We start from the raw sequence: 14605 nt of genomic DNA, 5'->3' as shown, positions 1-14605 counted from the left end.
TATATTCATTGCTTCTAAGTTCCTTTTTCTTTTTGATTAAAGTCAAATTTAACAGTAATTTAAATACGGTTTTTATCGATAAGTAAAAAATTTAGTTAGCTTTGCTTTTATCTAACCTTTTGATAATTATAAAACTAGATAGAACGAATATGTCAAACAGATGAAACAACTCAAATTAGCTTGTTTTTTTACCAAAAATTGATATTATCTTTCAACAAAACATATAAGAGACTGTCTAAACAGTCCAAATATAAAAATATATATGACTTAAATAAGCATAGATCAATAAACAACTGTGCAATTATTGACACAATAACGATCTATTATTAATCATTAATAAAATAATAAAAATCATAAAAGTGGGTACTATTATGTTAGAAAAAAGTTTAGTTGTGGGTGAATACCACATTGACACAAGTCAAAACAGTTTAATTCATGGAAGCCGCAAGGTTTACCTTGGGCCTTTACGTACTTCTTTATTACATTTTTTATGTAAAAATGTAAATACAGTAGTTACTCGTGAAGATCTTGCTCAGCATGTATGGGGTCGCCTTGTGACTGATCATACAATCAATCAGCATATTTCTCAGTTACGTAAAAGCATTGGCTCATTAAGTTTACATGGCTTAAATATTTCTACTATTCCAAAACGTGGATATATTGCGCGTATGGAAGGTGTTGGTGCATCTGAAAACAGCATTTCACCAATAGCAAAATCTGAAGGTTCTTCAAACATCATTACTGCGATGAAAGTTTTAGTCGTTGAAGGTGGTGCTAATGAGCGTATTCAACTAATTGAGTTACTAGAATCGCTTGATGTAGCATACGTTGAAGGCGTTGCAACAACAATTGAAGCAGAGCGTTCAGTTGCACTTCAAGATTTCGACTTAGTTATTGTTGATACTTTATTATCTGATAACTCAGGTGTTGAATTAATTAAGAAAATCCGTACTGGACAAACATCAGTCGCGCTGATATTTGTATTTTAAGTTCACACTTTGATGTACAACGTGAATTACTTGGTTTAAATAGCTTATTAGATATTCAAGGTTTGTTATTGAAACCATATGAAGCTAGCCGTTTAAAACAAATGCTAATGGTTGCAACAAAATCAAATGTTGTTTTAAAACCTCAAGTCGCTTATGAGTTGATCCCAACGAATGTATTAGAAATTGTTGAGACTGCTGAAGCAGTTAATAGCTAAACATCACTCGTTTAAAAAAGGCTCCTATGGCAACATAGGGGCCTTTTTTGTCTTTAGGAGTAAAGGAAAGATGGAATTCGAGTTTAGAAAAGATTTTATTACTGGCTTGGCGACAGTACAAACTGAAATGGACCATGAAGCTTTTGCAACTTGGCTTGAAATGGAAGGGCAGTCTGTCGCGTGGGTAGAAAAATTATTAAGCAATATTTATTCAGTACAAAGTAGAAGCTTAAGTGAATATAAGTTAGTAGGAAGTGAGTTTGATTTATTATTAACTAATTCTGAAGCTCAGGTTGTTAATCATCGTTTATTAGAAGGAGAACAGGAGGCAGAATTGGATGATAGTTTATCCTTTTATAATGCGGAAGTAGAAGCCTGTTGTGGACTAGAGGATTTTGAAAATCTGATCCATTCTTGGCTAGCATTCATTACATAACTAAGGCCTGTGAAGCTTAATAGGCCAGTACTAAGGTTGCCATTCCTAAAAATGAGAATAATCCAATCACATCAGTGACTGTTGTTAAAGCCATACCGCCAGCTAATGCAGGATCTATTTTATATTTATGCATGAGCAGGGGAATAGTTACTCCTGCAATACCTGCTACGGAAAGGTTAATGAACATGGCACCAGCAATAATGAGTGCAACAGATAAGTCTCCTTTCCAAAGCATTACCGCCCCAGCGACTAAAATTGCCCAAACTAAACCATTTAATAAACCTATAGTCGCTTCTTTACCGATCAACCAACGAGTATTACTGCTACCTATATGGCCAACGGCAATACCACGAATTACTAGTGCGAGAGTTTGATTGCCTGCAATTCCGCCCATACTAGGGACAATTGTCATTAAAACAGCTAGGGTGGCCATTTGTTCGAGTGTTGCTTCAAACATATTTGATACTGATGCCGCGATAAAAGCGACCATTAAATTAATAGATAACCAAACCGTGCGACGTTTGGCACTCGGGAGCACTGGTGCGAAGGTATCTTCATCGTCATCCATACCTGCCATACCCATCATTGAATGCTCTGCATTTTCACGGATGATATCAACGACATCATCAATGGTGATACGCCCAAGTAGTTGTTTATCTTGATTTACAACGGGGGCTGAGATCCAATCATGTCGTTCAAATAGTTTGGCAATTTCTAATTCAGGCATTTCAGCTGATAAACTATCCGTTTTGTCATTCATGATTTCTTTAACGGATAAAGCAGGATCAACTGTTAATAATGTTGATAGAGGGACATCACCGATAAGTTTATCTTCACTGTTTACCACATATAATGTATCAGTTGCTTCGGGTAATTCACCTTTAAGGCGAAGGTAACGCAGTACTACATCAACAGATACATCGGGGCGCAGTGTAATAGTATCAGTGTTCATGATTGAACCTGCAGTATCCTCAGGATATGCAAATGCTTGTTCAACTCGATGCCTATCCTGAGCATCCATTTGTTCTAATACAGCTTGGTAGAGGCTATCAGGAATACCACGTAATACGTAGGCGAGATCATCTGTATCCATGCCCTCGGTTGCAGCAACAAGGTTACTGGCATCCATAAGGCTAATAATGCCATCTTTAGCATCTTCATTTAATTCTTCAAGGACTTCACCTTGATGATCATGATCAGTTAAGCTCCAGAGGACTTTACGAGTTGCAGGAGGGGATGATTCGAGCAATAGGGCAACATCACAGGCAGGCATTTTTTCTAAAATACTGCGAGCAAGTACAAACATGCCACTTTCAATGGCTTTATTAACTGATTGGAGTTGTTGCTGGGTATCTTTTAACTCACTATTTTCCAGCATTCTTTTCTCCAGTTATTCTTCTTCTAAAAATTTATCTTCAATTAACTTGGTTACTGCAGACATCGCTTCAGTCGCTTGATTGCCTGTTGCGATAATTTCTATTTCTTGTCCATAGCAGGTTTCTAATACTAACAAACCTAAAACACTGTCAGCATCAGCCTGTTTATTGTTGTGTTTTATGGTTATCTTGGCATCAAAATCATTAACTAATTCAACAAGTTTAATTGTTGCACGTGCATGTAAACCAAGTTTATTTTGTATTGTAATAGTTTGTTTAATTATATTCACTTTATATTATTCTTTTTGCTCTTTAGACAAAGATTTATGCTCAATCTGAACTTGATATTTCTTTTCAAAGCGCATAGCAATTTGTTCTGTTAAATACACTGAACGATGTTTTCCACCGGTACAACCGATAGCGATAGTGACATAGTTACGATTATTATTTTCTAAATGGGGTAACCAAGAATGAAATAAATTTTCAATCTGATTGATTGTTTGTTTTACCAGTGGAAAAGTTTCAAGATACTCAATGACAGGTTGCTCTGTGCCGTTATATTTCTTTAATTCAGTGTTCCAGTGGGGATTCGGTAAAAATCGCACATCAAAAATATAATCAGCATCTTCAGGGTGAATATATTTAAATCCAAAGGATTGGAAAATAATTAATAATTTGCTTTTGCTTGAGCCCTGTAAATATATTTTAATCCGCTCACTCAGATTATGAATAGATAGTGTGGTGGTATCTATTTCTAGTGCGACGCTTTTTTTAAGGGTAATAATAATTTACTTTCTAACTCTAATGCTTGAGATAACGATAGTTTTTGTTTAGAAAGGGGATGCAAACGCCTAGTTTCACTATATCGACGAATAAGCTCTGTGCTGATGGCATCGATATATAATATTTCAATCTCAATTTTTTCTTTGAGAGTTGTTAATAAATCTTCTATTGCAGAGACATCATTAGGTAAATTTCGAATATCTAAAGTAATGGCAATTTTATTATTTTTTGCGTCAACACTCTCTATTAGTTGATCTAAGAGTTGAAAGGGGACGCCATCAATACAGTTGTATCCCAGGTCTTCTAAAACATGAAGAGCAATTGTTTTTCCCGAACCTGAGCGACCACTTATAATGATGAGTTTCATTGTCATTCCCGATGTTTAGTCACGCTGTAATAATTGATATAACTCATCATTATCTTTAGCATTTCTTAATTGTCGTAAATAGTTTTTATCTAATAGTTTTTTGCTAATTTCAGATAGGGCAACAAGGTATTGTTGGCAACGATCTTCAGGTACAAATATAGCAAAGAGTATATCAACTTTGTTGCCATCATATGAATCATAGTCAATTGATGAGCTACATTGCATAAAAATTGCGGTTGCAGGGTAAGCTTTATCAATTTTAATATGAGGGATCGCAATGCCATGTCCAACACCAGTAGAGCCTATTTTTTCTCTGGCAATAAGCTCATTAAATAATAGCTGTGCATCCATATTTAACTTTTCGGCGACTGATGTGACTTATTTTTTCTAAGGCACATTTTTTGTCGCTACAATCTGTTTGATTAAATACAGATTCTTTATTTAATAGTTCAGATATTTTCATAGTTTTTTTCATTGAAACAATTGGCGCGATTTTATCAGGTTAAAAAAGAATGACCATCAAGAAAAGCGCATTTTTTCATATTTATCAACGTAAAAACTGATTGTTTCTTGAGCAATTAATTTAAAGTTGTATAAAAATCGCTATTATAATAACTGTTTACGTTGATTCGAAGGTGGAATTCCTAAAGATTCTCTGTATTTAGCAATCGTACGCCGAGCTACTTTTATGCCCTAGTTCTTCTAATAACTGAGTGATTTTGTTATCACTGAGAGGTTTAGAAGCTAATTCAGCACCGACTAACTTTTTAATTAATGCTCTAATTGCCGTGGAAGAACACTCTCCACCACTTTCAGTTGCAACATGACTTGAAAAGAAGAACTTAAGTTCATAAATGCCACGTGGCGTATGCATAAACTTTTGAGTGGTTACTCGTGATATGGTTGATTCATGCATTTCAACTTCGTAGGCAACATCATTTAATACCATGGGTTTCATGGCTTCATCGCCATATTCAAAAAAAGCTTGTTGTTGTTGTACGATACAATTAGAGACTTTTAAAAGGGTCTCATTACGACTTTCAAGGCTTTTAATAAACCATTTCGCATCTTGAAGGTTACCCTTAATATATTGCGAGTCTGTCTTACTTATCTTGCCATTACACATGTCTGCATATTGCTGGTTAATGGATAAGTTAGGTGCACAGTCTGGATTAAGTGATACATGCCATTGTCCTGATATTTTTTTCACGTACACGTCGGGCACAATATATTGAGCCTGTGTATCTTCAAATTGGTTACCAGGACGAGGTTCTAAAGTTTGAATCAGACGCATAATTTCAGCGAGTTCTGCTTCTTTTAATTTGGTTTTTCGGGCAAGTGTTCGATAATCACGGTTACCCAGAAGATCCATATGTAACTCTAAAATAGTTAGAGCTTCATCTCGCCAGGGTGTATCTTGGGAAAGGTGGCGTAACTGAATTTGCAAACAGTCCTGTGCTGATTTAGCGACCACACCAACAGGATCAAAATGCTGAATACGCTTAAGCACTGCCTCAACTTCATCAAGTTCTAAGTCTTCAACTTCACGAATTAAAGATTCTAAAATAGCGTTACAGTCACTGGTCAAATAGCCAGATTCATCGATAGAGTCAATGATTGCGGTTGCAATAAGCAGGTCTGTTTCACTGAAAGGTGTTAGTTGCATCTGCCATATTAAATGATCTTGTAGGGATGTTGTTGACTCTCCTTGATAGACAGTATCCTCTCCTTCATAGGTCGAGGTGCCTGAAGAGACAGAGGTTGTTGGAGGAGGAGTATAAGCTTCTTCCCAATTACCGTCATCGGGTACGTCTTGTGATAATTCCTGCTGTGTTAAGGCCTCGCTCGTATCTAGCTTGCTTGTGTCTTGTTCCTTGACTACATCTTCCAGACTACTTTTATCTTCTTGCTCAAGTAAAGGATTTTCATCGAGCGCATTCTGTATCTCTTGCTGTAGATCAAGGGTAGAGAGTTGTAATAATTTTATTGCTTGTTGTAATTGAGGAGTCATCGCAAGTTGCTGACCCATCTTCAATTGTAACCCTTGTTTTATCAAAACAGATCCTTCCTCATAAACATAAAATACTCGTTGTTACTAAAGTTTAAATTCTTCACCAAGATATACTTGTTTCACATGATCATTTGCTAATATTTCTTCCTGCGTCCCAATTGCAATAATTTCACCATGACTCACAATGTAGGAGTGCTGACATACATCTAAGGTTTCACGTACGTTATGGTCTGTAATTAATACACCTAGTCCTCTGTCACGAAGTTGACCAATAATATTCTTAATATCAATTACCGAAATAGGATCCACCCCTGCGAAGGGTTCATCGAGTAATATAAATTTTGGTTCAGTGGCAAGCGCGCGAGCAATTTCAACACGACGACGTTCACCACCTGATAAGCTCATGCCTTTATTATGGCGGATATGGGTAATATGAAACTCTTCTAGTAAGGTATTTAGTTTTTCAAGACGTTGCGCTTTTGTCAATTCTTTACGTGTTTCTAAAATACCCATTATATTTTCAGTAACGGTTAAACGCCTGAAAATAGAGGCTTCTTGGGGTAAATAACCAATCCCTTTTTGTGCTCGAATATGCATTGGATGAAGCGAAATATCTTCGCCATCAATCACAATCGAGCCTTCATCTTGTTTTACTAGGCCAACTACCATATAAAAAGAGGTTGTTTTACCTGCGCCATTAGGCCCTAGTAATCCAACAATTTCACCGGTTTTCACGGTTAAGCCAACACCGTTAACGACGGTACGACCTTTATAACTTTTTACTAACCCTTTTGCGATTAATTCAGCCATTATTTACCTTCAGCCTGTTGCTTTTCTTTTTCCTGATTTTCAGGCGTTTGCTGAGTATCTGTTTTCTCAAATTGTGCTGGTAAAAAAACTGTTTTTACTCGCTGTGTACTGCCTTTTTCACTTTCGACCATTAACTCTTCTGTGGCTAACAAATAAGTTATTTTAGAACCATTAATTTGGCTATCAAGTTGTTTAATTTGCGCATTGCCACTCAGTGTTATTTGTCCTTTTGCTACATCATAATGAATTTGATTTGCTTCCGCTTCAAAAGGCTTTCCATCATCTTGTAGTTGGTAAAAAGTGGCAACCTTGCCATCGGCAATCATAATTTCTTGGTTAGGTAACTCGCCTCTGATTACGGTGAGTTTATCGCCTGTAATTTTAATTGTGCCCTGAGTTAATAATACGTCCTGTGAAAAAATAGTGGTATTACTTTTCATTTTTGCGTGTTGACTCACTGAGCTGACACTAATTAGTTGATCATAGTCAGACTCTAATGCCAGTGCAGAAAGAGGCCAAAGGATCACGCCTATGATTAAACTTTTTTTATTTATTTTCATTTAGATATATCGCTTTTACTTGTTTTTTAACAATTAATTCTTCACTAACAAGAGAGGCCCACATACCAACTCCCTGTTGTCTTATTTGAGGGCCTTGCCATTTTACCAGTAAGTTACTACTTAGTTCTTTTTCTTCAAGTAAAATAGTTAGTTCTTCAGTATTCATTGTTTGCACTAGTTGGTCTAGGCTGAGATTTTTGACCCAAACATTATCAGATAACAATAGTTTATTATTACCAGTTAGCACACCTTTGTCGCTACTTGCTTGCCAGATAGTTGGATTATTTTGCTGTTCATTAAGCACATACAAAACAACCTTCAAATTTTCAAATAGAGTAATATCGTTATTACTGTAGCTAGTGGCTTTGCCTGCATAAATTTGTAAGCTCAAATTGCCTGATTCATCAAAGCGCGTATTTTCAAGATCATAAGCAATATAACTTGGGTGATGTTCTTGAGTAGCAACCGTTTCTTTCTGTGGTTTAAAATATATCCAAAGTAAAACAGCGATCAAAAGTAGGCCGAAGGGGACGGCTTGACGTTTATTCATTTATTCACTTTTACCTTGAGTTGAATCGAGTCTGTTATGACATTGTAAAAATAGATCACAGATCTCACGCACAGCACCAAAGCCACCTCTTGTATAAGTTATTAAATCGGCTCCCTTTAAAACTAATGGGTGAGCGTCATTAACTGCAATACCTAAACCACAATTTTGCATCACAGGCAGATCTACTACATCATCACCAATGTAAGCAACTTGTTCACTGCTTAGGTTTAATTCTTTTAGTAATTGATGATAAACACTGAGTTTATCTTCAATGCCTTGCTTGATATAGGTCACGCCTAGGGCCTTCATTCTATTTTCTACAATGTTAGATTGACGCCCTGTGATAATGGCGATTTCAATACCTGCTTGCATAATGGCTTTCATACCAAAACCATCTTTAGTGTGGAATGCTTTTAATTCTTCGCCTCGATTACCTAAATAGATACGACCATCGGAAAATACACCATCGACATCACATATCAATAATCTTATTTGTGTAGCACGTTGGTAATTGTTTTTACTAATTTGGCCATAGGGCGTTGTGATCATTTATTTCTCTTTGTTTTGCTAATCTACTTATTCTTAACATAATGTTTGATTGCTATTGATCCTTAACAATTTTTCAATCGTAGTTTAAGTTAAGGAAAAAAGTATTAATCATTATCTAACTAGCAAACATAGCAAAATGGGGCAATCAAGGCGAGAAATGATTATCTGTTTAGTCATATATTGCGATTAAAAGATAAAAAATTCACGCTTAAGGTTTGATAATCTGCTTTTATCCCATAAACTACCCATCAAATCATCAAATGAAAATCCTATTTTATGAATACATTAAATCACTTAGTGATAAAGCAACTTTCTTTCTCTCGAAATAAACGACTACTGTTCGATAAATTGGACTTTCAGTTTGAGCGTGGAAAAATTACAGCTATATTAGGTCCAAGTGGTATTGGTAAAACAACACTACTCAAACTGATCGGTGGGCAATTGCCTGTTGATAGTGGAGAGATCATATTTGATAACCAGGCTATCCATAATTGTAGTGAAAAAGTACGTTACCAAGCACGCCAAAAAATGGGAATGTTATTTCAAAGTGGTGCTTTATTTAACGACCTTTCTGTTTTTGAAAATGTTGCCTTTCCACTAAGAGAGCACTTTCACTTAGAAGAATCTTTGCTTGAAACCTTAGTATTGATGAAATTAGAGGCTGTTGGCTTACGTGGTGCGAGGGATTTAAAGCCCTCTGAACTATCTGGTGGGATGGCTCGAAGAGTGGCTTTAGCACGTGCGATTGCATTAGACCCAGAATTAGTGATGTATGACGAACCTTTCACTGGGCAAGATCCTATTTCAATGAATGTATTAATTAAACTAATCAAACAACTTAATGTCTCATTGGGACTAACTTCAATTATTGTTTCGCATGATGTCAATGAAGTGCTTTCAATAGCAGATAACGTTTACGTTTTGGCTGAACAAAGTATTATTGCAAGTGGTTCTGTTGACGAAATTTTTAAACAAACAGATAACGCATTATTACAACAGTTTTTATTAGGGCAAAGTGATGGACCGGTTCCTTTTCACTTTGAAGCACCTAGCTTTGCACAAGACTTACAGAAGGTAAATCGATGATCCCTTTTTATATCAGTAAAATAGGTCGTAGCAGTATTGCCTTTATTGAGTTGATTGGACGAGCCTGTTTAATGTTATGGTTTTCACTTTCTGGTAAACCACACAGAAAGTTATTTCCTTTATTCGTGCAACAAGTATTTCAACTCGGAATTTTATCTTTGCCGATTATTTTAACTTCAGGGTTATTTATTGGCATGGTGCTTAGTTTCCAAGGTTATTACGTGTTAGTTGATTATGCGGCGGAGCAAAGTTTAGGTAGTTTATCTGCTTTGTCGTTGTTAAGAGAATTAGGCCCCGTGGTGGTCGCTTTATTATTTGCTGGCCGAGCTGGGTCATCTTTGACGGCAGAAATTGGTTTAATGCAAAGTACCGAACAGATTGCCAGCATGGAAATGATGGCAGTGTCTCCCTATAAACGTGTTATCGCACCGAGATTAATCGCAGGAATTGCGACCTTACCTATGTTGACATTACTGTTTAATGTGATGGCAATTTGGGGAGGGTATTTAATTGGAGTCAGTTGGTTAGGTGTTGATGGTGGTGCTTATTGGTCGGTTATGCAGGGCAGTGTTGATTATTTGCCTGATGTCATGAACGGCGTATTAAAAAGTATTGTGTTTGCAATTATCGTGACTTGGGTTGCCTTGTATAACGGTTATTACACTATCCCAACGGCACAGGGTATTAGCAATTCAACAACAAAAACGGTGGTCATTTCTTCATTGCTGATATTAGCAATGGACTTTGTTTTGACGGCTATAATGTTTGGCGCTTAGAATTTAATCATTTGGAAATCGTTATGTCTCAGAAAAAAATAGAGCTATGGGTAGGTATGTTTGTGGCGGGGGCTTTGTTATCTCTAGCTATTTTAACATTTAGTGTGGCAGGTTTGTCCTTCAAAGGTGATGGAGATAGTTATACCTTGCATGCAAGTTTCTCTAACGTTGGTGGACTTAAGGTTAGGGCGCCGGTAAAAGTAGGTGGCGTTGTTGTTGGGCGTGTTGAAGAAATTAATTTAGATGTCGAAACTTACCGACCAACCGTGCGACTGGCTATGTTTGAAAATAAAGGCCGTTACCCTGAAACTTCATCTCTTGCGATACTTACTTCTGGTTTATTAGGTGAGCAATATATCGGTATTAAACCTGGTTTTATTGATGAAGATATTGCCATGCTTGCCGATGGAGACTCAATTGAAGATACAAAATCTGCTTTGATTTTAGAAGACTTGATTGGTCAATTTATTTACTCGATGAATAAGGAATAACAATGCGTATTGTACTGTTTATATTTTTAAGTTTAGTTTCTTCACTAACTATTGTCGCTAACACTGATCTTAGCAACCCTAATCAAGTAATTCGTTCTGTATCTGAAAGTGCCTTTGCGCGTATGGATAATGAAAAGAATAAACTAAGTAATGACCCAACGCATATCAAGGTGATCATTGAAGAAGAGTTAATTCCTTACTTTGATTATAAATATGCGACTTATAAAGTAATGGGCGCTCATTTAAGAGATACAACCAAAGAGCAACGAGATGACTTTGTTGAAGCCTTCAAACAATATTTAATTAATGCCTATGGACATATTCTCTATGAATACGACCAACAAGAAGTACAAATACTAGATAATAATCATTTCAATGATAAAAGCATTATATCTATTCCTGTTCGTATTAAAGATAAAAATGAGCAGATAACACAAATTGCCTTTAAATTACGAAAAAATAAAAATACTCAAGAGTGGAAAGTATTTGATGTGATTGCAGAAGGTATTAGCATGTTAGATACCAAACAATCTGAGTTTGCTGAGGTACTTCATAAAAAAGGTGTGGATGAAGTGATCGAACTTTTACGCACCAAAAATAGTGAGTTTTAAAGGTGGGTGACACCATGAGTGAGCTTCGAGAAATTACGGGGAACTTAGTTTTAAGTGAATTGTCTAAACAAAAATTCCCACATATTAAAACTTACCTCGACATAAAAAAAATTGATTTGCAGGGGGTAAAAACTATAGACTCTGCGGGCATTGCCTATTTGGCACAAATAAAATCAACCCACTCAAATATACAGTTTGTTAATATAACTGAAAAAATATCTGTATTATCAGAGCTTTATGGGATTGATTTTCTATTTACAGAACGAGGCTTTCAATGAATATTGAAATAATAAAAGAAAAACTAGAAAGTGCATTAGTACTACAAGAATGTATTGTAAAAGGTGAAAATGGCACATTTCAAGTCATTGCTGTTGCCGATTTTTTTGATGGCATGAGTCGCGTAAAAAAACAACAAACAATCTATGCTCCCTTAACTGAAGAAATTGCATCTAATGCTATTCATGCATTAAGCATTAAAGCATTAACGCCAGATGAATGGCAAAAACAAAAACATTTTATTTAGTCAGTGGGAAGGTAGTTCGATGGGTCAATTTTTAATTCAAGGTGGTTGTCAGCTTAACGGTGAAGTAACCATTTCAGGTGCCAAAAACGCAGCATTACCAATTCTTTTTGCTACTTTGCTTTCAAAGGGGATGTTAATTTAACTAATGTTCCACTGCTAAAGGATATCTCTACTACATTAGAGTTATTAAAAGAGCTTGGTGCTAGTGCGTCTCAGGATGCACACAAGGTGCATGTTAATGCATCAACAGTAAAAAACTATACCGCTTCATATGAACTTGTACGAAGCATGAGAGCCTCTATTTTAGCATTAGGGCCATTAGTTGCTCGTTTTGGCGAAGCTGATATTTCATTGCCGGGCGGTTGTGCAATTGGTGCACGACCAGTAAATCTGCATATTCATGGTTTAGAGCAAATGGGCGCGACCATTAAAGTCGAAGATGGCTTTATCAAAGCGCGCGTTGACGGTCGTTTGAAGGGGTGTCACCTTTATATGGACATGGTGAGTGTTACTGGTACTGGCAATTTAATGATGGTCGCTTCACTTGCGCTAGGTATCACTACTATTGAAAATGTCGCAAAAGAGCCTGAAATTGTTGACTTAGCTAACTTTATTAACGCAATGGGCGGAAAAATTACTGGTGCTGGCACAGATACGATTACCATTGAAGGCGTCGAGTCTTTAGGTGATTGTTCATACGAAGTTCAACCAGATCGCATCGAAACGGGCACTTTTTTAGTGGCAGGAGTCGTTAGTGGCGGTAAAGTTAAATGTCTAAAAACTGATCCTAATTTGTTAATGGCGGTATTAGTAAAATTAGAGGAAGCTGGTGCTATAGTAACTACTGGTAAAGATTGGATAGAAGTTGATATGCACGGCAGAGAACTAAAATCGGTCAATATTACCACTGCACCTTACCCCGCTTTTCCTACTGATATGCAAGCTCAATTCACTGTATTAAATACTGTTGCGCCTGGAACTGGGCGTATCAAAGAAAATATTTTTGAGAACCGCTTTATGCATGTGCCTGAATTGCAACGTATGGGTGCTAACATTGAACTTGAAGGAAATTTAGCTATTTGTGGAGATCACGATAAGTTAAGCGGTACTAAAGTGATGGCAACAGATTTAAGAGCTTCGGCAAGTTTAGTAATTGCTGGGTTAATTGCACACGGGGAAACTATCGTTGATGAAATTTATCATATTGATCGTGGATATGAGGCAATAGAAGATAAATTAATACCGCTAGGTGCTAAAATGAAGCGAGTTGAAGTCTGTTAAAAACAGCTTTTGTATTTAATCTTGAAATAAAAAAGGAAGCAAATTTGCTTCCTTTATTTTGAGGTTTTTTTAGAGGGTAGATATTAATTAACAGTATTATTAATGCTAGTAAGCTCACCAACAATAACTGACAACTGAATTTCCTTACCTTTTCTTAATAGGGTTAATGTGGTTTCACTACCAGGTTTAATTTCTGCCACACTATCCATTGCTGTTATCAAGCTCACCACTGGTTTATCACCAATTTTTAATAATATGTCATTCGCCTCAACGCCGGCATTATCAGCAGGCCCATCTTTATTGACAGCTTTAATAATAATGCTGTTTTGAGCTTTAAGGCCCCACAATCTCGCTAATAAAGGATCTAACTTCTCGGCAACTAATCCTAAGGAACCACGAATGACACGGCCATCTTGGATTATATTTTTCATAATTCTTTGTGATAGCTGATAAGGAATTGCAAAACTAATGCCATTGCTAAGGTTTTGAGTATTCGTATAAAACTCAGAGGTGTTTATACCTACTAACTCACCTCTACTATTAATAAGTGCACCACCTGAGTTACCTTCGTTAATGGTCGCATCGGTTTGTAAAAAGTCTTGTCTGCCAGAAGAGCTCATACCGTTACGGCCTGTTGCACTGATAATGCCCTGTGTAATGGTTTGTCCTAAGTTGTAGGGATTACCGATGGCCAAAACAATGTCGCCGACCTGTGGTGTATAGTCTGTATTCTGTGGAATTACAGGTAAATTACTACCTTCGATTTGTAATACTGCTAGATCAGTGATGATATCGGTGCCTACGACTTCTGCGTTAAATAAACGCCCATCTTGTAAAGCAATCAATATTTGGTCTGCCTGCGCCACAACATGATAATTAGTCATGATATAACCCATTTCATCAACAATAATGCCAGATCCTAAACCTATGGGTTGTAAATGTTGCTTATTATCAATACTGGAATCTACGTATTGCTGAGAATATATGTTAACCACTGCGGGCGCTGCTTTATTAACTGCTTTGCTGTAACTAGCAACTTGGTTGTTATTAAGCAGTGTGGCTAAGGACTTAGAAAAAGTTGCGCCATATAAAATGATGATTGCAATACATAATCCGCCCAAAATAGGTTTTATAAAATAAAAAAACGTTTTTTTGAAGTTCATAAAGTAATGCCAATCTTAGAAGAAAAAA

17 protein-coding genes and 3 pseudogenes are annotated in these 14605 nt (G+C 36.5%); 10 read left to right on the top strand and 10 right to left on the bottom strand.

Going from position 1 to position 14605, the window contains the following annotated elements; genetic code table 11:
• The first annotated feature begins 371 nt into the window (after positions 1–371).
• From ACLKMH_RS21085 to ACLKMH_RS21075, 3 genes are all read left to right on the top strand, one after another.
• Positions 372–989 carry a winged helix-turn-helix domain-containing protein gene (locus ACLKMH_RS21085; protein ID WP_413699829.1) on the top strand — a complete coding sequence of 206 codons (618 nt, stop codon included), beginning with the start codon at positions 372–374 and terminating at the stop codon, positions 987–989.
• Positions 990–1057: 68 nt separating this feature from the next.
• Positions 1058–1204, top strand: coding sequence for a hypothetical protein (locus ACLKMH_RS21080; RefSeq protein ID WP_413699828.1), 147 nt, complete (start codon positions 1058–1060; stop codon positions 1202–1204).
• A 70-nt stretch (positions 1205–1274) separates the two neighbouring features.
• Positions 1275–1640, top strand: coding sequence for a YacL family protein (locus ACLKMH_RS21075; protein WP_413699827.1), 366 nt, complete (start codon positions 1275–1277; stop codon positions 1638–1640).
• Positions 1641–1656: 16 nt separating this feature from the next.
• Here the strand turns inward: ACLKMH_RS21075 and mgtE are convergent, their stop codons facing one another.
• From mgtE to kdsC, 9 genes and pseudogenes are all read right to left on the bottom strand, one after another.
• On the bottom strand, positions 1657–3018 hold the full coding sequence (gene mgtE, locus ACLKMH_RS21070; protein ID WP_413699826.1) for a magnesium transporter: 1362 nt from the start codon (positions 3016–3018) through the stop codon (positions 1657–1659).
• A gap of 12 nt (positions 3019–3030) precedes the next feature.
• Entirely contained in the window at positions 3031–3306 is a 276-nt protein-coding gene (locus ACLKMH_RS21065) for an HPr family phosphocarrier protein (RefSeq protein ID WP_413699825.1), read from the bottom strand.
• Between the two features lie 6 nt (positions 3307–3312).
• Positions 3313–4166, bottom strand: a pseudogene (gene rapZ / locus ACLKMH_RS21060) (RNase adapter RapZ).
• 15 nt (positions 4167–4181) lie between these two features.
• The gene (locus ACLKMH_RS21055; RefSeq protein ID WP_413699824.1) at positions 4182–4517 is read right to left on the bottom strand and encodes a PTS sugar transporter subunit IIA; all 336 of its coding nucleotides are present in this window, start codon (positions 4515–4517) and stop codon (positions 4182–4184) included.
• A gap of 255 nt (positions 4518–4772) precedes the next feature.
• A pseudogene (locus tag ACLKMH_RS21050) lies at positions 4773–6219 on the bottom strand (RNA polymerase factor sigma-54).
• 42 nt (positions 6220–6261) lie between these two features.
• Positions 6262–6987 (bottom strand): LPS export ABC transporter ATP-binding protein, encoded by a 726-nt coding sequence (gene lptB / locus ACLKMH_RS21045; protein WP_413699823.1) that lies wholly within the window; start codon positions 6985–6987, stop codon positions 6262–6264.
• On the bottom strand, positions 6987–7547 hold the full coding sequence (gene lptA, locus ACLKMH_RS21040; protein ID WP_413699822.1) for a lipopolysaccharide transport periplasmic protein LptA: 561 nt from the start codon (positions 7545–7547) through the stop codon (positions 6987–6989). The genes lptB and lptA overlap by 1 nt, the downstream gene beginning before the upstream one ends.
• Entirely contained in the window at positions 7534–8097 is a 564-nt protein-coding gene (lptC, locus tag ACLKMH_RS21035) for an LPS export ABC transporter periplasmic protein LptC (protein WP_413699821.1), read from the bottom strand. Before lptC ends, lptA begins: the two co-directional genes overlap by 14 nt.
• A complete protein-coding gene (gene kdsC, locus ACLKMH_RS21030) occupies positions 8098–8646 on the bottom strand; it encodes a 3-deoxy-manno-octulosonate-8-phosphatase KdsC (RefSeq protein ID WP_413699820.1) in 549 nt (182 codons plus the stop codon).
• A 276-nt stretch (positions 8647–8922) separates the two neighbouring features.
• On the opposite strand from kdsC, the gene ACLKMH_RS21025 reads away from it, so the two are divergent.
• From ACLKMH_RS21025 to murA, 7 genes and pseudogenes are all read left to right on the top strand, one after another.
• Positions 8923–9732 carry an ATP-binding cassette domain-containing protein gene (locus tag ACLKMH_RS21025; protein ID WP_413699819.1) on the top strand — a complete coding sequence of 270 codons (810 nt, stop codon included), beginning with the start codon at positions 8923–8925 and terminating at the stop codon, positions 9730–9732.
• Entirely contained in the window at positions 9729–10508 is a 780-nt protein-coding gene (gene mlaE / locus ACLKMH_RS21020; protein WP_413699818.1) for a lipid asymmetry maintenance ABC transporter permease subunit MlaE, read from the top strand. Before ACLKMH_RS21025 ends, mlaE begins: the two co-directional genes overlap by 4 nt.
• Positions 10509–10531: 23 nt before the next feature.
• On the top strand, positions 10532–10999 hold the full coding sequence (gene mlaD / locus ACLKMH_RS21015) for an outer membrane lipid asymmetry maintenance protein MlaD (protein WP_413699817.1): 468 nt from the start codon (positions 10532–10534) through the stop codon (positions 10997–10999).
• Positions 11000–11001: 2 nt separating this feature from the next.
• Positions 11002–11610 (top strand): phospholipid-binding protein MlaC, encoded by a 609-nt coding sequence (locus ACLKMH_RS21010; RefSeq protein WP_413699816.1) that lies wholly within the window; start codon positions 11002–11004, stop codon positions 11608–11610.
• A 14-nt stretch (positions 11611–11624) separates the two neighbouring features.
• A complete protein-coding gene (locus ACLKMH_RS21005) occupies positions 11625–11888 on the top strand; it encodes a lipid asymmetry maintenance protein MlaB (RefSeq protein ID WP_413699815.1) in 264 nt (87 codons plus the stop codon).
• Positions 11885–12133 (top strand): BolA family protein, encoded by a 249-nt coding sequence (locus ACLKMH_RS21000; RefSeq protein WP_413699814.1) that lies wholly within the window; start codon positions 11885–11887, stop codon positions 12131–12133. Before ACLKMH_RS21005 ends, ACLKMH_RS21000 begins: the two co-directional genes overlap by 4 nt.
• A gap of 19 nt (positions 12134–12152) precedes the next feature.
• Positions 12153–13414 (top strand): annotated as a pseudogene (gene murA, locus ACLKMH_RS20995) (UDP-N-acetylglucosamine 1-carboxyvinyltransferase).
• Between the two features lie 83 nt (positions 13415–13497).
• Here the strand turns inward: murA and degS are convergent.
• Entirely contained in the window at positions 13498–14577 is a 1080-nt protein-coding gene (gene degS, locus ACLKMH_RS20990) for an outer membrane-stress sensor serine endopeptidase DegS (protein WP_413699813.1), read from the bottom strand.
• Positions 14578–14605 lie beyond the last annotated feature (28 nt).

Source organism: Psychromonas sp. KJ10-10, from assembly GCF_047323245.1.
GTDB lineage: Bacteria > Pseudomonadota > Gammaproteobacteria > Enterobacterales > Psychromonadaceae > Psychromonas.
Note: the sequence above shows the minus strand (reverse complement) of the source record. Positions and strands in the feature narration are given on the sequence as shown.